At 44.1% G+C, this 21,745-nt stretch carries 24 protein-coding genes and 2 pseudogenes; 10 read left to right on the top strand and 16 right to left on the bottom strand.

What is annotated here, in order from left to right; translation table 11 throughout:
- Positions 1–1,092: pseudogene (locus ACEE44_RS09150) on the bottom strand (cystathionine gamma-synthase).
- A gap of 200 nt (positions 1,093–1,292) precedes the next feature.
- On the opposite strand from ACEE44_RS09150, the gene ACEE44_RS09145 reads away from it, so the two are divergent.
- From ACEE44_RS09145 to ACEE44_RS09115, 7 genes are all read left to right on the top strand, one after another.
- Positions 1,293–1,559, top strand: coding sequence for a hypothetical protein (locus ACEE44_RS09145; RefSeq protein ID WP_172027499.1), 267 nt, complete (start codon positions 1,293–1,295; stop codon positions 1,557–1,559).
- Between the two features lie 328 nt (positions 1,560–1,887).
- Positions 1,888–2,088: a hypothetical protein gene (locus tag ACEE44_RS09140; RefSeq protein ID WP_449172012.1), complete on the top strand. Its 201-nt coding sequence runs from the start codon at positions 1,888–1,890 to the stop codon at positions 2,086–2,088.
- A gap of 79 nt (positions 2,089–2,167) precedes the next feature.
- Positions 2,168–2,917: a tRNA1(Val) (adenine(37)-N6)-methyltransferase gene (locus tag ACEE44_RS09135; protein ID WP_449172011.1), complete on the top strand. Its 750-nt coding sequence runs from the start codon at positions 2,168–2,170 to the stop codon at positions 2,915–2,917.
- Complete coding sequence (locus ACEE44_RS09130; protein ID WP_449172010.1) at positions 2,907–3,176, top strand: GIY-YIG nuclease family protein; 270 nt, start codon at positions 2,907–2,909, stop codon at positions 3,174–3,176. Before ACEE44_RS09135 ends, ACEE44_RS09130 begins: the two co-directional genes overlap by 11 nt.
- Positions 3,163–3,534: a potassium channel family protein gene (locus ACEE44_RS09125; RefSeq protein WP_449172009.1), complete on the top strand. Its 372-nt coding sequence runs from the start codon at positions 3,163–3,165 to the stop codon at positions 3,532–3,534. The genes ACEE44_RS09130 and ACEE44_RS09125 overlap by 14 nt, the downstream gene beginning before the upstream one ends.
- Positions 3,535–3,861: 327 nt before the next feature.
- Positions 3,862–5,235: a tRNA uridine-5-carboxymethylaminomethyl(34) synthesis GTPase MnmE gene (mnmE, locus tag ACEE44_RS09120; RefSeq protein ID WP_449172008.1), complete on the top strand. Its 1,374-nt coding sequence runs from the start codon at positions 3,862–3,864 to the stop codon at positions 5,233–5,235.
- Between the two features lie 111 nt (positions 5,236–5,346).
- On the top strand, positions 5,347–6,423 hold the full coding sequence (locus ACEE44_RS09115) for a hypothetical protein (protein ID WP_449172007.1): 1,077 nt from the start codon (positions 5,347–5,349) through the stop codon (positions 6,421–6,423).
- Positions 6,424–6,454: 31 nt separating this feature from the next.
- Here ACEE44_RS09115 and ACEE44_RS09110 read toward each other — a convergent pair whose 3' ends face one another.
- The 14 genes from ACEE44_RS09110 to cdaA all read right to left on the bottom strand — a co-directional run bounded on the left by ACEE44_RS09110 (position 6,455) and on the right by cdaA (position 18,588).
- Positions 6,455–7,036: a LemA family protein gene (locus tag ACEE44_RS09110; protein WP_449172006.1), complete on the bottom strand. Its 582-nt coding sequence runs from the start codon at positions 7,034–7,036 to the stop codon at positions 6,455–6,457.
- Between the two features lie 18 nt (positions 7,037–7,054).
- On the bottom strand, positions 7,055–7,828 hold the full coding sequence (locus ACEE44_RS09105) for a TPM domain-containing protein (RefSeq protein WP_449172005.1): 774 nt from the start codon (positions 7,826–7,828) through the stop codon (positions 7,055–7,057).
- A gap of 57 nt (positions 7,829–7,885) precedes the next feature.
- A complete protein-coding gene (locus ACEE44_RS09100; protein WP_449172004.1) occupies positions 7,886–8,464 on the bottom strand; it encodes a uracil-DNA glycosylase family protein in 579 nt (192 codons plus the stop codon).
- Positions 8,451–8,909 carry a GNAT family N-acetyltransferase gene (locus tag ACEE44_RS09095; RefSeq protein ID WP_449172003.1) on the bottom strand — a complete coding sequence of 153 codons (459 nt, stop codon included), beginning with the start codon at positions 8,907–8,909 and terminating at the stop codon, positions 8,451–8,453. The genes ACEE44_RS09100 and ACEE44_RS09095 overlap by 14 nt, the downstream gene beginning before the upstream one ends.
- 40 nt (positions 8,910–8,949) lie before the next feature.
- Positions 8,950–10,350, bottom strand: coding sequence for a dipeptidase PepV (gene pepV / locus ACEE44_RS09090; RefSeq protein WP_449172002.1), 1,401 nt, complete (start codon positions 10,348–10,350; stop codon positions 8,950–8,952).
- A gap of 310 nt (positions 10,351–10,660) precedes the next feature.
- Positions 10,661–11,422, bottom strand: coding sequence for an ABC transporter permease (locus tag ACEE44_RS09085; protein ID WP_105106784.1), 762 nt, complete (start codon positions 11,420–11,422; stop codon positions 10,661–10,663).
- Complete coding sequence (locus ACEE44_RS09080; protein WP_105108429.1) at positions 11,419–12,057, bottom strand: ABC transporter ATP-binding protein; 639 nt, start codon at positions 12,055–12,057, stop codon at positions 11,419–11,421. Before ACEE44_RS09080 ends, ACEE44_RS09085 begins: the two co-directional genes overlap by 4 nt.
- 1 nt (position 12,058) lies before the next feature.
- A complete protein-coding gene (locus tag ACEE44_RS09075; protein WP_024380613.1) occupies positions 12,059–12,487 on the bottom strand; it encodes a cupin domain-containing protein in 429 nt (142 codons plus the stop codon).
- A gap of 138 nt (positions 12,488–12,625) precedes the next feature.
- Positions 12,626–13,009: a DUF4825 domain-containing protein gene (locus ACEE44_RS09070; protein WP_449172001.1), complete on the bottom strand. Its 384-nt coding sequence runs from the start codon at positions 13,007–13,009 to the stop codon at positions 12,626–12,628.
- A 77-nt stretch (positions 13,010–13,086) separates the two neighbouring features.
- Positions 13,087–13,863, bottom strand: coding sequence for a class I SAM-dependent methyltransferase (locus ACEE44_RS09065; RefSeq protein WP_449172000.1), 777 nt, complete (start codon positions 13,861–13,863; stop codon positions 13,087–13,089).
- Positions 13,864–13,994: 131 nt separating this feature from the next.
- Entirely contained in the window at positions 13,995–15,539 is a 1,545-nt protein-coding gene (locus ACEE44_RS09060; RefSeq protein WP_009910410.1) for an ABC-F family ATP-binding cassette domain-containing protein, read from the bottom strand.
- Positions 15,540–15,674: 135 nt separating this feature from the next.
- Complete coding sequence (gene glmM, locus ACEE44_RS09055) at positions 15,675–17,024, bottom strand: phosphoglucosamine mutase (RefSeq protein ID WP_449171999.1); 1,350 nt, start codon at positions 17,022–17,024, stop codon at positions 15,675–15,677.
- A 15-nt stretch (positions 17,025–17,039) separates the two neighbouring features.
- Positions 17,040–17,744 carry a CdaR family protein gene (locus ACEE44_RS09050; RefSeq protein ID WP_172028814.1) on the bottom strand — a complete coding sequence of 235 codons (705 nt, stop codon included), beginning with the start codon at positions 17,742–17,744 and terminating at the stop codon, positions 17,040–17,042.
- Positions 17,728–18,588 carry a diadenylate cyclase CdaA gene (gene cdaA, locus ACEE44_RS09045; protein ID WP_105113348.1) on the bottom strand — a complete coding sequence of 287 codons (861 nt, stop codon included), beginning with the start codon at positions 18,586–18,588 and terminating at the stop codon, positions 17,728–17,730. Before cdaA ends, ACEE44_RS09050 begins: the two co-directional genes overlap by 17 nt.
- Before the next feature lie 182 nt (positions 18,589–18,770).
- Between cdaA and murT the strand changes: the two genes are divergently transcribed.
- Together murT and gatD are read left to right on the top strand one after the other, a co-directional pair.
- Positions 18,771–20,114 (top strand): lipid II isoglutaminyl synthase subunit MurT, encoded by a 1,344-nt coding sequence (murT, locus tag ACEE44_RS09040; RefSeq protein WP_449171998.1) that lies wholly within the window; start codon positions 18,771–18,773, stop codon positions 20,112–20,114.
- The gene (gatD, locus tag ACEE44_RS09035; RefSeq protein WP_332411332.1) at positions 20,114–20,899 is read left to right on the top strand and encodes a lipid II isoglutaminyl synthase subunit GatD; all 786 of its coding nucleotides are present in this window, start codon (positions 20,114–20,116) and stop codon (positions 20,897–20,899) included. The genes murT and gatD overlap by 1 nt, the downstream gene beginning before the upstream one ends.
- Positions 20,900–21,047: 148 nt before the next feature.
- Here gatD and ACEE44_RS09030 read toward each other — a convergent pair whose 3' ends face one another.
- On the bottom strand, positions 21,048–21,329 hold the full coding sequence (locus tag ACEE44_RS09030) for an LPXTG cell wall anchor domain-containing protein (RefSeq protein WP_449171997.1): 282 nt from the start codon (positions 21,327–21,329) through the stop codon (positions 21,048–21,050).
- Between the two features lie 25 nt (positions 21,330–21,354).
- On the opposite strand from ACEE44_RS09030, the pseudogene ACEE44_RS09025 reads away from it, so the two are divergent.
- A pseudogene (locus ACEE44_RS09025) lies at positions 21,355–21,745 on the top strand (hypothetical protein); the annotation flags it as partial.

The following is a 21,745-nucleotide window of genomic DNA, read 5'->3' as shown; positions in this document are numbered from 1 at the left end:
TTATCCCTCCAAGGCTATTTTTAAATCTGCAATCAAGTCATCCGCATCCTCGATACCAATTGACAAACGAAGAAGATCATCTGTCAGTCCGTAAGAATGACGAGTTGCAGCTGGAATATCTGCGTGGGTCTGGGTAGCCGGGTAGGTAATCAAACTTTCCACTCCTCCCAAACTTTCTGCAAATGTAAAGACTTGCAAGGTATTGAGAATATGAGGAATGCGGCTTTCATCTGTTACCTTTACAGAAATCATACCTCCCTTACCTGTATAATAAACCTGCTTAACTGCTGGGCTATTTTCCAAATACGCTACAATTTTCTGTGCATTTTGTGTTGCTCGTTCCATTCGAAGCGATAGGGTTTTGAGTCCACGCATGAGCAGGTAGGCATCTAGTGGCGAGAGGGTCGGACCTGTTGTATTTTGGTCGTAAAAGAGCTTGTCATAGAGTGCCAGGTCATTGGTCATGAGCACGCCAGCTAGGACATCATTATGCCCTGACAAATACTTGGTCGCTGAGTGTAAGACAACATCGGCACCAAGCAAGAGAGGATTTTGGTAGATAGGACTGTAAAAAGTGTTATCGACAATCACCTTGGCACCTTTGGCATGGGCGACAGCCGAAACCTTAGCAATATCAAACTCGACCATAAGGGGATTGGTTGGTGTTTCCAGGAATACATAGTCTGTCTGGTCTGTGATGGTAGCCAACAAGTCCTCTTCTGTGTTAGCATAGGTGAAACTAAAGCGCCCCAACTGCTCCTGCTCGTTGAACTAGCGGAAGGAACCGCCGTAGAGGTCACGCGCCGCTACAACTTGACTACCGACCGGGAAACCGTTAAAGAGCAAGACCAAAGCAGCCATACCCGAGCTAGTCACTAGGGCATAGTCAGCCTTTTCAATCGCAGCTAAGGTCTTTTCCAAGCTAGCTCTGGTAGGATTTTTGGTCCGTGTGTAGTCGAAGCCTGTTGATTGACCAAATTCTGGATGCTGGTAGGTGGTTGAAAGGTGGATAGGGGAAATCAAGGCCCCTGTTTTCTCATCACTATTGATGCCCGTATGCGCTAAAATCGTATCAATCTTATAATCTGTCATAACATCTACTCCAATCTAACTTACAATATAGTCTAGCATGAAATAGGAGATTTGGTGTGAAAAACCTCAAAAAATGCTTATAGAAAAATAGGGTGCCTTGTTATAGTTTTTCTTTATAACTAGACTAGGCTGGACTTACCAATAAATACTTTTAAACCTATAATTTATTTTATATAATAAAAGAAGGAGAGGTGATTGTTATGAAATTCCAGTTTAACAAGCATTTCTATCGTTACAGTGCCTTCTATTCTATGATTTTTTGGACTTGTTTTTTTCTTTCAGACATTTTGATAGACCCTTCCCAAACTCCTGCATGGTATAGCCTACTAGCCTGTCTGATTATTTTTATCAATGCCATTCGGGTATTCTTCTTCAAGGAAGAAAAGGAGCTCACTCGCATGGGCTACATCTTCTATATAGGATCAATCGTGGTGATTATTTATCTGAAATTCATTTTGGGTAAGTAGAAAGGAGTCTACTATGTTTAAGAACTTCAATATAGCATTTTATCTGACTTGGGAATTTTACTTTTCCCTACTTTGTTTAGTGACCTTTAGTTTCGTAGTTACAAAGGGAATCTTTGGGGTGTTCGATTTCATCCAATTTGCCTTGGGACTTTATGTCGGCTACCTTGCCTTCTTCAAACCTCGTAGCTGGATTAAAAAAACATGGCAAATTTGTCTAACGATTAGTTTTATTGTCGCTTGGACAAGCATTTACTTTTTTGTATTGTGAGGATTTTATATGTTTAAGGAATTTAATAAAGAATATTATCGGAGTTTGAACTTTTATTTGATGATATTGTTGTTATTAGGTAGCATAGGAGAATGGCTAGACAAGGGGCCTACCCTCTGGCTTGGGCTCTTGCTTTTTGCTTTCGTCGGTACAGCCCGCAGTGCCTTTTGGTCTAAAGAATGGATGCTGAGGGCAAATTGGCAAATCTATCTCTGCATCGCATTCTTGCTTGTTGGGGCTTGGGTAGAATTATTTGCTTAAGGATTGAGGGCGGGGTATTCGCTCTCTTTTTGTTTCAAAATATACAGTGATTTTCAACCAAAGATGGTATAATAAACCTATGCAAAAAATTGATTTACTAGACGGGGAGCGGATTGACCAGCTCTTCTCGACAGATGTTCAGATTATTCAAAATCGGGAGGTTTTTAGCTACTCGATTGACAGCGTCCTCCTCTCTCGCTTTCCAAAAATGCCTGCTCAGAAGGGGCTGATCGTTGACCTTTGTAGCGGAAATGGGGCGGTGGGCCTCTTTGCCTCTACACGCACCCAGGCCCAGATTATTCAGGTTGAATTACAGGAACGCTTGGCGGATATGAACCGCCGCTCCATTGCCCTCAATGGTTTGGAGGAACAACTTTCGGTCATCAATGACGACTTGGCAAACCTTCCCCAGTATGAACTGCGGTCCAAGGTGGATTTGATGCTCTGCAATCCTCCCTACTTCAAGGTAGATAAAGACTCAAACCTCAATGAAAGCGAGCATTATCTCCTAGCCAGACACGAGATTGCGACCAACCTAGACAGCATTTGTCAGGTGGCCCAACAGGTACTCAAGTCCAATGGTCGCTTGGCCATGGTCCACAGACCCGATCGATTTTTAGATATTTTGGACACACTGAGAACCTACAAGCTAGCTCCCAAACGCATCCAGTTTGTCTATCCCAAGGCCAGCAAGGAGGCCAATATGTTGCTGATTGAAGCTATCAAGGACGGCTCGGTGGACGGGCTTCATATCCTGCCACCTCTGGTTGTCCATGGGGAAAATGGCGACTATACTCCTGCCATTCGTGAGATTTATTATGGAAAATAAGGCCTACTTGTATGTTTTGGAATGTGCCGACGGAAGTCTTTATACTGGTTATACGACGGATGTGGAAAAGCGGCTTGCTACCCATAATCGTGGGAAAGGGGCCAAGTACACCCGCGCACGCTTGCCTGTCAGCCTGGTCTATCAGGAAGCCTTTTCCAGCAAGCAGGAAGCCATGTCTGCCGAGGCTCTCTTTAAGAAACGCAGTCGGCAGAGTAAATTAGATTATATCGCAGAAAGAAGAAAAAATGCTACAAAATAAGAAACAAATCCACCGCCTTCGCATCATTTGGCATATCTTGAGAGTGACTGGTTTTGCCACTTTTCTCACTTCCTTTTTCAGTTTTATCTTTCTAGCAGCTGGATTACTGCTCTGGTTGGAGCCTGACTTTACTAGCTATGGGGACAGTCTTTGGTATAGCTTTGTGACAGCGACGACTGTTGGTTATGGAGATTTGCTGGTCACCACTGCTTTGGGACGGATTATCAGCATTATCTTAGCCATTTACGGCATACTCTTTCTAGGAAGTCTGTCAGGTCTGGTGGTCAGCTACTATACTGAGGTCAGCAAGCATTATTCTTTAGCGGTTGAACATGATAAGCAAAAAACTGGCTCTTAGGAACCAGTTTAATCAGCCACACATAAGACTTGTAATAGCCCTAAATGTTATGATGTCGTCAAAAAATAATGTGGGCAGTCAGTTATGACAGTTACCCTGAATAATGGTAGAATAAAAAACTAAATAGATTTAATAACTGCAAGGTAATACAGTCTGTTCCAGTAAATATCCCCACTAAACCAAAGGAACAATTGTAGATACTGAGAGCTAATAACCCTCAGATAAAAAGAAAAAGTTCCAAACTTCAATAAAAGCAAAACTCTTTTTTAAAAATTTGGAGCGGATTGGGAGCAAAACCTTGTAAATACGCTATATAAAAGGACTAAAATGATTACTAAAGAATTCGACACCATTACCGCTATTTCTACCCCTCTCGGAGAGGGAGCCATTGGAATTGTCCGCCTGTCTGGGACGGACGCTTTTGCCATTGCCAGCAAGGTTTTCAAAGGAAAAGACCTAGCGACCGTGCCCAGTCACAGCCTCAACTACGGCCATATCATCGACCCCGCAACCAATCAGATTCTGGACGAGGTTATGATCGGAGCCATGCGTTCCCCTCGCACCTTCACGCGCGAAGATGTCATTGAGATCAACACTCATGGAGGCATCGCCGTTACCAACGAAATCCTCCAACTCCTGATTCGCCAGGGTGCTCGAATGGCTGAGCCGGGTGAATTTACCAAGCGGGCCTTTCTCAACGGTCGCGTAGATTTGACCCAGGCCGAAGCCGTCATGGATGTCATCCGTGCCAAGACCGACAAGGCCATGCACAATGCCGTCCGCCAGCTTGACGGCTCCCTCTCCCAACTCATCAACGACACGCGCCAGGAGATTCTCAACACGCTGGCACAGGTCGAGGTCAACATCGACTACCCTGAGTACGACGACGTGGAGGAGGCGACGACAGAGCTGGTCCGCGAGAAAACCTTCCAGTTCCAAGCTCTTCTAGAAAATCTCCTCCGCACCGCCCGCCGTGGAAAAATCCTACGTGAAGGCATCGCAACTGCCATTATCGGTCGTCCAAATGTGGGAAAATCCAGCCTACTCAATAACCTACTCCGCGAGGAAAAAGCCATCGTTACAGATATCGCTGGAACAACACGCGACGTTATCGAAGAATACGTCAACATCAAAGGCGTCCCCCTCAAGCTGATTGATACAGCAGGTATCCGAGAAACTGACGACATCGTTGAAAAAATCGGTGTGGAACGGTCCAAAAAAGCCCTTGAGGAGGCCGACCTGATCCTGCTTGTCCTCAACGCATCCGAACCTCTAACCGAGCAAGATCGCAATCTCCTAGCTATTTCTGATATGGCAAACCGTATCGTCCTGCTCAACAAGACCGACTTGGAAGAGCAGATTGAAGCAGACCAACTGCCTGAAGATGTCATTCGCATTTCCGTCTTGAAAAACCAGAACATTGACCAGATTGAAGAAAAAATCAACCAACTCTTCTTTGAAAATGCTGGTCTGGTAGAGCAAGATGCTACCTACCTCTCCAATTCCCGCCATATTTCCCTGATTGAGCAAGCCGTCCAAAGCCTACAAGCTGTCAACGATGGGCTGGAAATGGGCATGCCAGTAGACTTGTTACAAGTTGACCTGACCCGCTGTTGGCAAATTTTGGGAGAAATCACAGGGGATGCTGCTCCAGACGAACTCATCACCCAACTCTTTAGCCAATTCTGCCTTGGAAAATAAGAACAAAAGTCATGTAAGAAAACTTGCATGACTTTATTTGTATATTAACACATAATTTCTTGCCTAAGATGACAAATTTAGATATACTAAACAGTGAAAGGAGGTCTTCCCATGAAAAAACTTCTTATTTGTATTGTCCTTCTATCCTGTCTTGTCTTTCCATTTATCGGCTGGAAACTCTATGCCTACCAGCACAACAAAATAAGTTTGACTGAGAATGCGGATTTCTACTTGGTTTATCCCGGTAAGGTCGAAGCCTTTCAGCTAAATGGTCAAGAGCCTCAACTCCTTCATACACAGAAAATGAATTCAGAGGGGTATTTTGGCTCAGGTAAAAATTACATCCTCGAAGATCGCTACCTGGTCTTTGGCAATGACCATCAGAAATTTGTCCATGATAATCTCATTTCCATTGACTTTCAGGATGGAACTGTTTTGCGAAAGCCTAGCAAACATAGTACCTCAATCAGTGGCACAGATGGAAACCATTTCTATACAGCAGGTGCTTATCATACGCTTGCGCAATTTGATAAGCAATTTGAAGCCATTCAAACGCTTGTCCTCAACGATGACTTCATACCAAATGCTCCAGTCATGGTAGACCAAACGTCAGTCTATTTAACTGGCTTTGTGAAAGATTTTACCCAAGAAGGACCCGAAGAAAATGTCTTGATTGTATTTGATAAGAACGATTTTTCAAAGCAAGAGGTATTTAAGTACGACAATACCATTGCCACAGGAGAAGGACTTTTGGTCAATGGAACCATCTATCTCTCAAATTTAGGGAAAAAAACAAGTGAGTATGAGGACATTGAACAGTCATCCGAACTCTTGGCCTTTGATACAAAAACAAGAACATTTTCGTCAATAACTTTAGAACACCCCTCACCAAGCACACTCCATGCTCTCAAAGACCAGAAGCTTCTCCTCATCGAACATCAAAATGGTATGTTTAGCCCACTTTCCTTTACTATTTACAATACCCAAACTGGTGAGCAATCCTACCATACTTTGAAAGACTTAAATCCCCGTCCCCACTACATCGACCATATCCGTCAAATCGATGACAAGCGCTTAATGATAATTTTGGCAAATCAACTCCTTATCTATGATATGGAGGCTAAAAACATTATCAGCCAGACCACACTGTCAGATGACTACGTTTCTGGTGTTTGGATCAATCCATAAAATAAGAACTCGGCTCAGGGAGCCGAGTTCTTTATTCGTTATCTTGTAAATCCACACTTGGAACTGTTGTCGCAGCATCTGTGCTAGCTTGGAACAGGTCGACTTTTTCATAGCCAAATAGGTTGGCATAGAGGGAAGTCGGGAACCGTTTGATTTTTTTATTGTAGGCCGTTGCCACCGCATTATAATCCTTGCGTGCAACCAAAATCCGATTTTCAGTCCCCTCTAACTCGGTAATGAGGTCAGATACCTGTTGATTGGCTGTTAATTGCGGATAATTTTCCGTCACCATCAGCAAACGTGAAACTGCCGAATCCAGCTGACTTTGTGCCTGATTGTAGTCGCTGGTTCCCATTTGGCTGGAGCCGATTTTCGCACGCGCATCCGCAATGGCAGTGAAAATCTCTTCCTCATGCTCCATAGCTCCCTTGACCGCTGCCACGACATTCGGTATTAGGTCATAGCGCCGTTGGAGCTGGGTATCCACATTGGCCTGGGCATTTTCCACTTCTGCATGGCTATCAACCAGCCCATTGTATTGACCGATTGCCCCCATTCCTAAAAATAGCAGAGCGAAAACCGGGATTAGTATAGCAAACCATTTCTTTTTCATAGACTTTCCTTTCTTTTCTTACCAACCAGATGAGGCTCCGCCACCGCCACCACCGCCGCCAGACCAACCACCTCCACCATAGGATGATGAAGAATGGGAGGAATGATTGTTGTGGTAATGATGGTGGTCATCTACCAACATCCAAAGCAGATTGCCTGGACCTCCTCCACCACGGCTGGATTTATCAATAATCATAAAGATGATGATCACGAGAATAAAAATCATAAACCAGACAAAATCATCACTTTCTGCACTGGTCCTTTCTTCCATGGCAGCCAGCTGTTCTTGGCCCAGACTAGTCCCGTAGAAGCGATCTCCGATGGATTGGACAATATAGGTCACTCCTCCATCATAGTCTTCCTGACGGAAAAACTCCCTAGCACTTTCCAAAATATCCTTGGCTTCCACATCTGTCAACACCGTTGCTGCATTGTCAGAGGTTTCTATCCGAAATTCTCGGTCGGCAATAGAAATCACCAAGAGAATGCCATTGTCCGTCCCTGCAAAGCCGACCTGCCAGTCACGAAAGGTTGCGTTGGCTAGACTTTCAATATCAGTAGAAAGACTTTCCGTCACATAGATCCCAACCTGTAACTGCTGCTCACTTGCTGCCCAGGTCTGATTGAGCTGGTCAATGTTGGCAATTGTTTCACTAGAAAGAAGTTGGTTTTCATCAACCACCGTCGTATCAATTGGACGGGCTGGAATTCCCTCAGCTCGTGCCAGGCCAGGCTGACCTAGGCTGAACAATAAAAGCAAGAAACCTAATAAATAGAACAGATACTTTTTCATACGGCACCTCCTCTGAAGGTAGAAACAATATCTTTATATTATTGTATCATTTTTGCCTTATTTTTCAAGTATTTGCATAAGTATATTTTGTAAATTTGGAATGATTTCCGCTTGAAACCAGGGATTCTTTGCCTGCCAGATATTGTTTCTAGGTGACGGATGGGGCAAAGGAAAATAGGTGGGAAGGTAATCATCTGCATGTTTCACTCTCTCCGTCAGGTTCCTTTGGGATTTTTCCAAATAATAAGTTTGAGCATAGTTACCTACCAATAAGGTCAGCTCAAGCTTTGGCAGTTGGTCCAGAATAAGTGGGTGCCATTTGAGCGCAAAATCCTTGCGAGGCGGCAAATCCCCAGACCTCCCCTTTCCTGGATAATAGAAATCCATAGGAAGAATGGCAAAATAGCCAGATTCATAGAAGAATTCCCTATCTACTCCCAACCATTTCCGAAGATTCTCTCCACTGGCATCATCAAAAAGGCGACCTTTTTCTTGTGTTTTTAATCCCGGTGCCTGTCCAATAATGAGAATTTTTGCGGTCGAAGGGGCTTGGAAAAGGGGAGCTATTCCCTTGTTCGTAAAGTCTCGGTTAGCAACATCCTCAATGATGGCTTGACGAATATCAGCAAGTTCCATGATGTCCTACTTTCTTGACCATGGTCACATCTTTTTCTAAGGCACGGAAACCGCATTTTTTGTAGAAAGAATAGGCTGAAAGGTTGCGTTCGGTTTGTAGAAGAATATGAACAATTTTTCTATCAGCTAACTGCTTCTCTATGTCCGCTAGAAAACTAGCACCATGTCCTTGCCCTTGGTAATCACGGGAAATGCAGAGCTCTTCAATTCGATACTCTGTTCCCTCATACCAATAGCGAATGTAACCAAGTGACAGCCCTATCAATTTTTCCTGGTCAAACAAGCCAAAACAGAGTGCTCTTGGGTGTCCCAGTAAATCGCCTATGTAGCAATCTAATTGTTCCTCATCCGACCAATCATCATTCCAGGGTTCCTGGCTAAAGACAGACAAGAAGAGCTGTTTGACCATTTCCATGTCTGAAAAACAAAGTTCTTTCAGTTCCATATTTCCTCCTAAAAAAGACGGGCATCCCCGTCTTCATGTATTACTTAATAAGTTCATAGATAGCTTCTGCGTAAATGGCAGCTGCGCGGTAGAGTTGCTCAACTTCAATAAATTCGTTGGCTTGGTGCATGGTGTTGACATCTCCTGGGAACATAGCTCCGTAGGCAACGCCACGTTTGAGCAAGCGTCCGAATGTTCCGCCACCGATTACTTGTTCGTGACCTTTCAAGCCTGTGTGTTTTTCGTATACAGACAAGAGGGTTGCGACCATTGGGTCATCGATTGGGCAGTAGTGTGGAGTGTGTCCATGCTCAGACAGGCTGATTGCTTCTACTCCCAGTTTTTCCAAACCAGCCTTGATGGTTTCTGGGTTGGTATTTTTGGGATAACGGAAGTTGAGGGCAATGGTGTTATCAGATGAGTTTTCATCAAACTTAAAGACACCAGCGTTCATAGAAAGAGCTCCCATTTGCTCATCGTAGATGGCTACGCCGAGTTTTTGGGCATCGTGGTCTTCCAGAAGGACTTGTCCTGCCAGGTCAAGATAGTTTTTTGCTGCTCCGTCAAAGGCGAATTGGCTGAGGAATTTTGCCAAATAGGTTGCTCCGTTGACACCTTCTTCTGGGGTTGAACCGTGGGCAGATTTTCCGATGACGGTGACTTGAACTTGACCGTTTTCAAGGGTTTCCGCGTCAGCTTTTAGGCCATAGGCTGCTGTGAAATCTGCCAACTTGCTGTCTAAATCTGCAAGGTCGCCAGAGATAATAGCTGTCGCAGACTCAGGCACCATGTTCTCACGCAAACCGCCTGTGAAGGAATGCAGTTTAGCAGCTCCGCTATTTCCCCCCGCAAAATGCAAATAAGCTGTGATATTGCCCTTTTCGCCGTTGATAATTGGGAACTCAGCGTCTGGAGAGAAGCCGAAATCTGGCAATGGGAGGCCTACGTGCTCGAAGTAGTAATCCATGTCCGCCCAGCCTGACTCCTCATCAGTACCGACGATGAAGCGGACTTTTTTAGAGGTCGGAAGGCCCAACTCCTTGATGATTTTCAAGCCGTAGTAACAAGCCATGGTTGGTCCCTTGTCGTCAGAGGATCCGCGGGCAAAGAGCTTGCCGTCAATGATTTGCGGCTCGTAGGGGTCGGTATTCCAGCCGCTTCCTGCTGGCACTACGTCCAAGTGACCGAAGATACCAAGGACTTCTTCGCCCTCACCGAATTCGAAATGACCTGCATAGTTGTCAACGTTCTTGGTTGGATAGCCATCACGCTGAGCAATTTCTAGAAACTTGTCCAAGGCACGCACTGGTCCAGGTCCAAATGGATGCTGGGAATCTGCCTGGCTATCGTCACGCTCAGAATTGATGCGGAGGAGGTCAAAGAGATCCGCTAGAAACTCGTCTTTGCGTTTGTCAATTTCTGCTCTAAAATTTACTGTCATGTGTTCTCCTTTTCAGTATCGTCATTTGGTTTATCTTTTATTACTTAGACGAGCGAGGAAACATCGTTTCCTTATTTCCAACTTCAAACACTCCACTGGAGTGTTTGAACTCACCTTGCCTGATTGAAACAGTCTGGGAGACTGTTTCAAGTCAATGCCTAGAAACAAGAAAGCATTGAGTTATGCCTGCGGCTCGTTGCCTAGTTCTAAAAGTAAACCAAAAGACTATATCAAAGTAAGTCTATTTTATCATATTTTTTCTGACTTATCTCGTAAAAAATGACCTGTCAAATTGAAAGGTCACTCAAATTTATTCAAACTCCAACTGGGCCTTGTCGGTAAAATAAGTTTTGTAGGCAGCGTAGGAGGCAATCACAGAAGCCAGACTGGTCGCAGACAGCAACATGAACATGACCATAATCTGATAACGAATGGCATGGACCGGATCTACTCCTGCAAAAATCAGACCAGACATCATTCCAGGTAGGCTGACCAGACCGACTGTCTTGGCTGAGTCAATGGTGGGCTGCATACCTGTTTTGATAGCCTCTCGCAAAATATCCTGTGAAGCCAATTTGACAGTTGCTCCCAGACTTAATTTTTCCAAGACTTGTTGGCGGTTGTCTGTGAAAGACTTGTACATAGCCCGATAGGACAGGCCGATGGCCGTCATAGCATTACTAGCCAACATCCCTGAAATGGGAATGACCTGCGAAGGAATAAACTGAATTGCCCCTGATAAAATCAGGATTGTCAGAGTCAAACCAGTCGAAGCAAGCAGGGCTAGAAAGGGATGAAGCAGGGATTTCTTGCTATTGGGATTGCGTTTGTTGGCTTGGACACTGGCATTGTAGAGAATAATCAAAACCATTGCCAAGCTGAGAAAGACATTGGAGGCTTGGAAGATAAACTTGAGAATGTAGCCGACAAAAATCAGCTGAAGGACAGTTCTGACAACGGCCATGAAAATATCCTTGGTCAAGCCCAGTTTTTCCTTTTGGCTGATGCTAATTGCCACCAAGACCAGCCCGAACACAAGGGCTAGGGACAGGTTATCTACTGAAACGTTCATACTTGGACCCGACCTCCTTCTATTCTCAGAATTTTTTGGGCTGCATCAATCTCTGACTGGTCATGAGTGACTTCAATCAGGGTATTTCCTGCGGCTTGGTAGTCTGCCAAGAGCTTATTGACAATGGCCTTGGTTTCGGCGTCCAAGCCTGCAGAGATTTCGTCCAAGAGTAAGACTTTGGGCTCGAAGAGTAGATTGCGGATGAGGGCAACTCGCTGCTTTTCTCCACCAGATAGTTCTATGATTTTCTTGCTTAAAAATTCTGGTGCTAGATGAACAGATTCTAGGGCCTTGAGGGCTTTGGTCTGGTCAAATGCCAGCTGACGAATGGTAAATGGAAACTGGAGATTATCTTGGACGGTCTGGCCAAAGAGAACTGGCTGTTGAAAACAATAGGAAACCTCTCTCCTGTAATTCGGCATATCCAGCTCTGCTATGTCCCGCCCCTGAAAGAAAATAGTCCCACTGGTCGCAGAAGTCAGGCCTGCCAAGAGTTTTAAGATAGAGCTTTTGCCGCTACCTGAAGGTCCAACCAAGGTCAATCGCTCGCCTGCTGCAACGGTAAAGCTAATGTCAGTTAAAATCGACTTATCTTTGTCCGATAAGCCGACCGATTGAAGTTGAAAAATGTTCATCTTAATGTCCATGCTCTTCTGCTTCTTCAGCAGCGATAGCGATGGCTTGGGTTTCATGAACTGTCCCATGAGCGTGGTGGGCTGGTCCATAAATAGAGTAGATTTTTAGGTCTTCTTGACCGATGTTGATGACATTATGGTAGGTTCCGTTTGGAATTAAAATAGCATCTTCTGGTCCAACTTCCGTATCAAGCGTAATCTTATCAGCTGATTCACCCATGATAACACGGCCGTGACCTTGCTCAATGCGGAGGAATTGATCGTTTTCATTATGGACTTCTGCACCGATGTCACCACCGACCGGGATAGACATGAGGGTAACTTGCAAGAGTTCCCCAGTCCAAAGGGCCGTGCGGTAGTTGGTATTTTCAAGCGTTGCTGTTTCAATATTGGTTACAAATGGTGCTTTGCCGTAATCTTTAGTTGTCATAATTGTTTACCTCTAAATTATAATCATTCTAAACTTTCTTTAGAACAATTCTAATTATACTCCTTTTTAAAAACTTGTCAAGCTTTTTTAGAAACATTATAATTTTCAGACAAATATAAGAACCAGCAATCTGGCTGGTCATTCTCGAGTATAAGAAATAATGTCTAGCTCGGTATCTGCGTCCACAAAAGTTAGCCGGTCAAGGTTAGCGATTAAATCAAAAATCGAATCGCTATTTTTCTGTAATTCTGTATCGACAGCAGATGACGAATTGGAAACCTTCAAGAAAACACGCAATTTATAAGGCTTCTCCTCAGATTGAATCTCTATATGGTCATATTGATAGTCAGTTGGGTAATCTTGCAAACTAGTTATTTTGATTACCTTACTATTGTCACCAACATACTCTGTTCGATAGTCTTCCAAAGATTCACTACTATTGTTAGCTGTGGACTGACAAGCTGTTAAGGTAAAGATGGATAATCCAGCTACTATAAAAATAAATTGACGTATTCTTCTCATGTGCCGTCCTCCTTTTATTATATAAATATATTTTGCGAAAAAAATCAATGGGACGCAAGGCTGAGCCTCAATGAATGTTACAACTTAACAGACAAATTAGCCAGATAATCTGTGCCAAATTGGGACAGGCGATTGCGGCTGTCTTTGGATTCGTAAAAGTCAATTATGGCAAAACCAGCTCGTAATTGCCCAGCAATCTGTTCTTCTAAGGTATGGCTAAATTCATAGCCATATTCTGGATCAATCGTGATTTGTCCTGCTTCTTCTAATCGTCGTGCATTGAAAGGTAGGCTGTACTTTGGAACCAAGGTTTTGTCTGTATGTTCCCAAACATCGTCCCCGTCAAATATGTAAATCCAAGGGTTCATGTAACCGACCATGAGCAACCCGCCCTTTTTCAAAACCCGATAGGATTCCTGCCACATCGTTGTCAGGTCTTCGATATAGACATTTGAAACAGGACAAAAAATGATGTCAAAACTCTCATCTTCAAAAGGAAAGGCTTGCGTCATATCTGCCTGCACCGTCTGCAAGTTCAGATTTTCCCGCTCCGCAACCAAGCGATCCTTGTCCAGCTGTTCCTTGGAAAAGTCCATAATGGTCGTTTGGTAACCATGAGCCGCAAAAATTGGTCCCTGTTGACCACCACCGCACGCTAGACCCAGCAATTTCTTACCTTGGGCTCTTTCAAACCAGTCAAGCGGTACGGTCTTTCCAACCGTCAAAGAAACGGATAAGGGCTTGTCTTTGGCAACAAGAAATTCCTCATGACTGAGCGGAACTGTATAGGCATTCCCCTGTCTAGCTGAAACCCTATTCCAGCGTTCTTGATTGTAGTTTACATAATCTGTCATTTTTCTTTCCTCGCTTGAGGCCTAGACAATATGGCCTCGTTCTCTTCTTTTCATGTTTTTACCTCCTTTACCATGCTAATTCTATTATGGCATAAAGAAAGAGAAAAAGCTACCTTTCGGCAGCTTGTTTCTTAAGTCAATTCATTAAAATCCCATACATCGTCCACCCAGCCTTCATAGAAATCAGGCTCGTGGCAGACCATGAGGATAGAGCCCTTGTAGGCTTGAAGGGCACGTTTGAGTTCATCCTTGGCATCCACATCCAAGTGGTTGGTCGGCTCGTCAAGAACTAGGACATTGTTTTCACGGTTCATAAGCAAGCAGAAGCGAACTTTGGCCTGTTCACCACCTGAAAGGACTTGGATCTGGCTTTCGATATGCTTGGATGTCAGACCGCAACGAGCCAAGGCTGCTCGTACTTCTGCCTGGTTAAGGGCTGGGAAGGCATCCCAAACAGCTTCAAGCGGAGTCTGACGATTGCCACCAGCTACCTCTTGCTCAAAATAGCCTAGTTCCAAATACTCCCCACGCTCCACAGAGCCTCCGAGCGGTGGAATAATACCCAACAAACTTTTAAGAAGAGTGGATTTACCGATACCATTGGCACCGACAATAGCAATCTTCTGGTTGCGTTCAAAGGTCAGATTGAGCGGCTTACGTGTTAGGACACGGTCATAACCAATTTCCAAATCTGTCGTCTGGAAGATAAAGCGACTTGGAGTTCGAGCCATTTTGAAATCAAAGGACGGCTTTGGTTTCTCTGCTTGAAGCTCAATAATCTCCATCTTATCCAATTTCTTCTGACGAGACATGGCCATATTTCGAGTTGCAACTCGGGCCTTGTTACGGTTAACGAAGTCCTGCAAGTCTGCGATTTCTTTCTGCTGGCGTTCGTAGGCCGCCTCCAATTGAGCTCGCTTCATAGCATGGACTTCTTGGAATTGGTAGTAATCGCCTGTGTAACGGGTCAAGAGTTGATTTTCCACATGGTAGACAATGTTGATCACATCATTCAAGAAAGGAATGTCATGCGAAATCAAGACAAAGGCATTTTCATAGTTCTGCAAGTAGCGTTTGAGCCAGTCGATATGTTCGGCATCCAAGTAGTTGGTCGGCTCATCCAGAAGCAAGATGTCAGGCTTTTCCAAGAGCAATTTTGCCAAAAGAACCTTAGTACGTTGGCCACCTGATAACTCCGTCACATCCTTGTCCATACCATAGTCCATGACACCAAGCGCACGCGCCACTTCGTCAATCTTGGCATCAAGCGTATAGAAATCACGGCTTTCCAGACGATCTTGCAGCTCACCAACCTCTTCCATGAGAGCATCCATATCGGCTCCCTCTTCTGCCATAGACATGTAAATATCATTGATACGAGCTTCTGTCTTGAAGAGTTCATCGAATGCTGTCCGCAAGACATCACGGACTGATTGACCCTTTTCTAATTTAGCATGCTGGTCTAAATAACCTGCTGTTACATAACGTGACCATTCAACCTTGCCCTCATCTGGCTGCAATTGACCTGTCACGATGGACATAAATGTCGATTTCCCCTCACCATTGGCACCAACAAGACCGATATGTTCTCCTTTCAAGAGACGGAAGGAGACATTTTCAAAAATTGCGCGGTCACCAAACCCATGACTTAAATTTTTTACTTCTAAAATACTCATATTTTCCTCACAACATCAAAGAACTGGAGTAACCAAACTCCAGTTTTTATATTTATTTTCACTGTCTTTAGAGTAGCCTACTCAATCTTCTAGATCTAGACAATGTAATCATCTCAAAGAATAATTGATTTCTGTTTAAATTCCGATTTCCGCACGGACCACATCAGCAATAGTGTCCACATAGTAATCGACTTCAGCATCCGTTGGCGCTTCTGCCATGACACGCAAGAGGGGCTCAGTACCACTTGGGCGAACCAAGATACGACCGTTGCCAGCCATTTCTGCTTCCATTTTTTCAATGATAGCTGCAATAGCAGGTACTTCCATTGCCTTATCTTTCATGCTGTTTTCCACACGGATATTGACCAATTTTTGTGGGTAGATGGTCACTTCTGCTGCCAATTCTGACAACTTCTTACCAGTTTCTTTCATGATTTTGGTCAATTGCACAGCGGTCAACTGGCCGTCGCCTGTGGTATTATAATCCATCAGAATCACATGTCCTGACTGCTCACCACCAACATTGTAGCCACCTTTGCGCATTTCCTCCACCACATAACGGTCACCAACTGCGGTCACTGCTTTTTCAATACCCTCACGGTCCAAAGCCTTATGGAAACCAAGGTTAGACATAACCGTTGTCACAATGGTATTTTTAGCAAGCAAGCCCTTGTCTGCCAAATACTTACCAACGATGTACATGATACGGTCGCCGTCAACCAAGTCACCATTTTCGTCAACGGCAATCAGGCGATCACTGTCTCCGTCAAAGGCAAGTCCAATTTGACTACCTGTTTCTTTGACAAGTTCTTGCAATTTTTCAGGATGCGTTGAGCCAACGCCTTCATTGATATTCAATCCGTCTGGGTGTTCAGCCATAACGGTCAAATCAGCACCCAAATCCGCAAAAATTTGACGAGCAGAGGTTGAGGCTGCACCATTAGCAGTATCCAAGGCCACTTTCATCCCTTCCAACTGAGTACCAGTCGATACTAGGAAGGACTCGTACTTGCGCAAGCCTTCTGGATAATCGACCACATCCCCCAAACCTTGTGCAGATGGACGAGGTAGCGTATCTTCTTCAGCATCCAAGAGAGCTTCAATCTCTGCCTCCAAGGCATCGTCCAACTTGAAGCCATCACCTGCAAAGAACTTAATTCCGTTATCTTGAGCAGGGTTGTGGCTAGCTGAAATCATAACACCAGCACTAGCCTTTTCAGTTTTTACCAAGTGGGCTACACCCGGTGTCGCAAGCACTCCTAGTTTATAGACATGAATCCCAGCTGATAAAAGTCCAGCAACCAAGGCAGCTTCCAACATTTGTCCCGAAATACGTGTATCACGCGCCACAAAGACACGAGGTGTTTCTGTTTCATGTTGACTGAGAACATAACCACCAAAACGACCTAGTTTAAAGGCCAATTCTGGCGTCAATTCTACGTTTGCTTCTCCGCGGACACCGTCCGTACCAAAATATTTACCCATTTTAAAATTTACCTCTTATTTCGTTTTTGTTATGGTGATTTGTAGGTTGGCTTCTGTTTGTGATAAAACAACTGGCAAGACATTGCCATCACCATCTACTGCCTGCAACTTAGCTGTCCCACTATAATTAGCGGATAAATTGCTGACATCTACTGCGATTGCCTCGATGCGATCAATCTTAGCCATGGTTTCTTCATCCGTGGTTACTTTTACAGTATCGACATTGACGGAAACCTTAGAAAGACTATAACCTTCTGCCAACTGGTTACTATAAACCTTAGCTTCAACAGGTAGAGCCTTACTGACACGCTTACCTATTTTTACAGAAATAGCATCTGGTGCCAGGGTCGCTGTTACCCCTGCTGGTAGGTTGGACAAGTGGAGTTTTACAATATTGGTGCCTGCCTTCATCTCTTTCAAATCTGCGACAACTTGAAAAGTTCGCGTAGATTCATCGGATTCCCGTTGCAAAAGCACTCGATTGGATCCTCTCAACTCAACAGTCACTGTTGATGAGAAACCTGAAATAAAGTACTCACTGGTATTGTATTCAATATCTATCGGTACATTATTTAAGGTATGAACATAGGTTTCTGACTCCGTATTCTGAGCGGCTGTTTCTGAATTTTTATAGTTGGTAGTAGTCGCATAGAAAAAAAGCAAAAGCGCTAAGAATAATGAGAGAAGTAAGTGACCTACAGCTTTAAATTTTTCTTGCATGTTTGCCCCCTCTCAATCGCTTCAAAAATGTGTTTTTCTCCTGATTGTCAGAACCGAAAATAGTCCATAGTTCAGCCTCAAATTCCTCCAAGCTCAAATCATGCTTGAAATTACCATTATGAGCAATGGAAATACTACCCGTTTCCTCTGAAACTATGAAAACAAAGGCATCTGAAACCTCTGACAAACCAATCGCAGCCCGGTGCCTAGTGCCAAATTCTTTTGAAATACCTGCACTTTCAGACAGGGGAAGGTAGGCACAGGAAACCGCCACCTTATCATCCTTGATAATAACTGCTCCATCATGCAAGGGGGTATTAGGAATGAATATATTGATCAATAGTTCACGCGAAATATCTGCGTTCAGCGAGATACCCGTTGCCCTATATTCTTGCAAGGTTTGAGCCTGCTCCACTGCCACAAGTGCTCCAATTTTACGCGGTGACATATAGGCTGCAGATTTTACAAGAGCATCAATGAGCTTTTCTTCCTTACTGAGTGTATTAGCTGAAAAAATATGGGTCGTCCGTCCTAACTTTTCAAGCATGGCTCGCAGTTCTGGAGCAAAAATAACAACTGCTGCGATAACTCCATAGGTAATGACCTGATTGATCAACCAGGCAATGGTCTGCAAACCAAATAAACTAGCAAGAAGTTGTGCAATGATAAAGAGAAATACCCCACGGATGAGGGTCATAATCTTCGTACCAGCAATAGCCTTACTAAAATTATAAATCAAATAAACAACGATGCTGATGTCAATCAAGTGTAGGATAGCTACCCAAGGACTAGCAATCAGACTTGACCAATACCCAGCATCCAGTAACTGGCTTAAGTTTAACATAGGTTTCTCATACTTCCTAACTCGTACATGGTAACGTTTCTATTATATCACATTTTTTCTTTCTTTTTTTAGAAAAGGATGAAGATAGGATTAAATTTATTACAAATAGTCATCAGAAATGTATCAGTATTTCTACATACTCCGTTCTAGAAAATCCCTGACCTTTATGATAAAATAGTCCCATGAAAATAAATACTTTATTAGGGATTGCCGCAGGGAAGACCAGCCAGTTTGTCCTCAACAAACTGGGCCGAGGAACTACCTTGCCTGGAAAAATTGCCCTCAAATTCGATAAACAGATTTTAGATAGTTTGGCTAAGGATTATGAAGTCGTTGTTGTGACAGGTACTAACGGTAAGACTCTGACCACCGCCCTTACGGTTGGCATCCTCCAAGAAGCCTTTGGAGAAATCACGACCAATACCAGCGGTGCCAATATGATCACAGGAATTACCGCAACATTTTTATCTGCAAAAAAAAATAAAAACGGCAAGAAGATTGCCGTCTTGGAGATTGACGAAGCCAGCCTGGCCCGCGTGACCGACTTTATCAAGCCTAGCCTGATTGTCTTTACCAATATTTTCCGCGACCAAATGGACCGTTATGGTGAGATTTATACCACCTATCAGATGATTTTAGACGGGGCTGCCAAGGCTCCACAGGCGACCATTTTAGCCAACGGTGACAGCCCGCTTTTCAACTCGACCACCGCTATCAACCCAGTTAAATACTACGGTTTTGCGACGGAAGAGCATGAGCCTCGCCTGGCCCATTACAATACCGAAGGCGTTCTCTGTCCGCATTGCCAACAGATTATCCAGTACAAGCTCAATACCTACGCTAACTTGGGCAGCTACATATGTAGCAACTGTGGCTTTTGCCGACCTGAACTGGACTACAAGTTGACCGAACTAAAAGAAATCACCAATACCTCTTCTACCTTTGCCATTGACGGTCAAGATTATAAGATTAACATCGGCGGGCTCTATAATATCTACAATGCCCTAGCAGCTGTCAGCGTTGCAGAATTTTTCGGCGTATCTCCTGAGAAAATCAAGGCAGGTTTTGACAAGTCCAAGGCAGTTTTCGGTCGCCAAGAAACCTTTAAGTTGGGCGATAAGGATTGTACATTGGTCTTGATTAAAAACCCTGTCGGTGCAACCCAGGCTATTGAAATGATGAAACTGGCTCCATACGATTTTAGCCTATCTATTCTTCTCAATGCCAACTACGCTGACGGAATTGATACCAGCTGGATTTGGGATGCTGACTTTGAGCAGATTACCCAAATGGACATTCCCCAAGTCTTTGCGGGCGGTGTGCGTTCATCTGAAATTGCCCGTCGCCTCCGTGTGACTGGCTATCCTGAGGACCAGATTACTGAAACTCCGAAACTGGAAGATATTATGACCTTGATTGAGCAATCGAGTAGTCAGCATGCTTATATTTTAGCTACTTATACAGCTATGCTCGAATTCCGTGACCTGCTGGCTCAACGCCAAGCCGTTGGAAAGGAGATGAAATAATGGTCTATACGTCATTAAAAAGTCCTGAAAAAGACTACAATTATGATCTCCACATCGCCCACCTCTACGGTGATTTGATGAACACCTACGGTGACAATGGCAATATCCTCATGCTCAAGTATGTAGCTGAAAAGCTAGGGGCTCGTGTTCAGGTGGACATCGTTTCACTGACAGATGAATTTGATAAAAATTTCTACGACATCGCCTTTTTCGGTGGCGGTCAGGACTATGAACAATCCATTCTTGCAAAAGATTTACCAACTAAAAAAGACAGCCTAGCAGACTTCATCGAAAACGACGGTGTCATGCTGGCCATCTGCGGTGGCTTCCAGTTGCTCGGTCAATACTACATCGAAGCTGGCGGTCGCAAGATTGACGGACTGGGTATAATGGGCCACTACACCCTCAACCAGACCAACAACCGTTACATCGGTGACATCAAAATTCACAATGATGAATTCAACGAAACCTACTACGGTTTTGAAAACCACCAAGGCCGTACCTTCCTAGCTGACAACCAAAAACCTCTAGGCAAGGTGGTCTATGGTAATGGCAATAACAAGGAAGACGGCGGCGAAGGCCTGCACTACAAAAACACCTTCGGCAGCTACTTCCACGGACCAATCTTATCCCGCAATGCCAACCTAGCCTACCGCTTGGTCACTACTGCCCTCCGTAAAAAATACGGACAAGACATCCAACTTGCCAGCTACGCCGATATCCTCAGCAAAGAAGTCGCTGAAGAATACGGCGATGTAAAGAGCAAGGCAGAATTTGAGAAATAAATTAGCTCTATAATTTCTATTGTGGTCAATTCCACCTGGAGATTATAGAGCTTTTTTGAGTACAAAATTAAAAACTTGAAAAAAAGTAGCTAGCACTTTTTTGCTCTAGCTACTTTTCTTTTTTTATCCTGTCAGAAAGAAACTATTTTTATTCTTTCTCATCTTCTTTCTTGCGTCGTTTGTACAATCCACCAAGGAGAAGACCTGCTCCTAGAAGACCAGTCCAAGATGATGATTCCTCACCTGTATTTGGCAATACTGCTGACTTACGAAGAAGCTGTGAATCCACTGAAGGAGTTGATTCAGATACTATCTCAGAGATGGACTCGGAAAGTGACAGTGACTGACTAATTGATTCAGAGATGGATTCAATATTTATTGGTTGGAGTGGTGGGTTTACCAATCCAGGACCATGTGAATGAATCTCCACACTTGACTCAGATACTGATTCTGAGATGGATTCTGAAACGGATTCAGACACTGACTCGCTTACTGATTCTGAGATGGATTCAGAAACTGACTCGGATACCGACTCTGAAATTGATTCTGAGACGGATTCTGAGACGGACTCTGATACTGATTCGGAAATTGACTCAGAAATGGATTCAGAGACGGACTCTGATACTGATTCTGAAACGGATTCAGACACTGACTCTGATACGGATTCGCTGATGGATTCTGAAACTGACTCAGAAACGGATGCTGAGACTGATTCAGACACGGACTCAGAAACGGATTCTGAGATTGACTCTGAGACGGATTCTGAAACGGATTCGCTGATGGACTCTGATACAGATTCTGAAATGGATTCAGATACAGATTCAGAGATTGACTCAGATACCGATT

The organism is Streptococcus sp. 32226D021BW (genome assembly GCF_053545015.1).
The sequence above is the reverse complement of the archived record's forward strand: the minus strand, read 5'-3'. Positions and strand labels throughout refer to the sequence as shown.

Coding starts and splice junctions, on each gene's coding strand:
- ACEE44_RS09145 (WP_172027499.1), top strand. CDS start 1,293: ATGAAATTCCAGTTTAACAAGCATTTCTATCGTTACAGTGCCTTCTAT.
- ACEE44_RS09140 (WP_449172012.1), top strand. CDS start 1,888: ATGATATTGTTGTTATTAGGTAGCATAGGAGAATGGCTAGACAAGGGG.
- ACEE44_RS09135 (WP_449172011.1), top strand. CDS start 2,168: ATGCAAAAAATTGATTTACTAGACGGGGAGCGGATTGACCAGCTCTTC.
- ACEE44_RS09130 (WP_449172010.1), top strand. CDS start 2,907: ATGGAAAATAAGGCCTACTTGTATGTTTTGGAATGTGCCGACGGAAGT.
- ACEE44_RS09125 (WP_449172009.1), top strand. CDS start 3,163: ATGCTACAAAATAAGAAACAAATCCACCGCCTTCGCATCATTTGGCAT.
- mnmE (WP_449172008.1), top strand. CDS start 3,862: ATGATTACTAAAGAATTCGACACCATTACCGCTATTTCTACCCCTCTC.
- ACEE44_RS09115 (WP_449172007.1), top strand. CDS start 5,347: ATGAAAAAACTTCTTATTTGTATTGTCCTTCTATCCTGTCTTGTCTTT.
- ACEE44_RS09110 (WP_449172006.1), bottom strand. CDS start 7,036: ATGAAAAAGAAATGGTTTGCTATACTAATCCCGGTTTTCGCTCTGCTA.
- ACEE44_RS09105 (WP_449172005.1), bottom strand. CDS start 7,828: ATGAAAAAGTATCTGTTCTATTTATTAGGTTTCTTGCTTTTATTGTTC.
- ACEE44_RS09100 (WP_449172004.1), bottom strand. CDS start 8,464: ATGGAACTTGCTGATATTCGTCAAGCCATCATTGAGGATGTTGCTAAC.
- ACEE44_RS09095 (WP_449172003.1), bottom strand. CDS start 8,909: ATGGAACTGAAAGAACTTTGTTTTTCAGACATGGAAATGGTCAAACAG.
- pepV (WP_449172002.1), bottom strand. CDS start 10,350: ATGACAGTAAATTTTAGAGCAGAAATTGACAAACGCAAAGACGAGTTT.
- ACEE44_RS09085 (WP_105106784.1), bottom strand. CDS start 11,422: ATGAACGTTTCAGTAGATAACCTGTCCCTAGCCCTTGTGTTCGGGCTG.
- ACEE44_RS09080 (WP_105108429.1), bottom strand. CDS start 12,057: ATGAACATTTTTCAACTTCAATCGGTCGGCTTATCGGACAAAGATAAG.
- ACEE44_RS09075 (WP_024380613.1), bottom strand. CDS start 12,487: ATGACAACTAAAGATTACGGCAAAGCACCATTTGTAACCAATATTGAA.
- ACEE44_RS09070 (WP_449172001.1), bottom strand. CDS start 13,009: ATGAGAAGAATACGTCAATTTATTTTTATAGTAGCTGGATTATCCATC.
- ACEE44_RS09065 (WP_449172000.1), bottom strand. CDS start 13,863: ATGACAGATTATGTAAACTACAATCAAGAACGCTGGAATAGGGTTTCA.
- ACEE44_RS09060 (WP_009910410.1), bottom strand. CDS start 15,539: ATGAGTATTTTAGAAGTAAAAAATTTAAGTCATGGGTTTGGTGACCGC.
- glmM (WP_449171999.1), bottom strand. CDS start 17,024: ATGGGTAAATATTTTGGTACGGACGGTGTCCGCGGAGAAGCAAACGTA.
- ACEE44_RS09050 (WP_172028814.1), bottom strand. CDS start 17,744: ATGCAAGAAAAATTTAAAGCTGTAGGTCACTTACTTCTCTCATTATTC.
- cdaA (WP_105113348.1), bottom strand. CDS start 18,588: ATGTTAAACTTAAGCCAGTTACTGGATGCTGGGTATTGGTCAAGTCTG.
- murT (WP_449171998.1), top strand. CDS start 18,771: ATGAAAATAAATACTTTATTAGGGATTGCCGCAGGGAAGACCAGCCAG.
- gatD (WP_332411332.1), top strand. CDS start 20,114: ATGGTCTATACGTCATTAAAAAGTCCTGAAAAAGACTACAATTATGAT.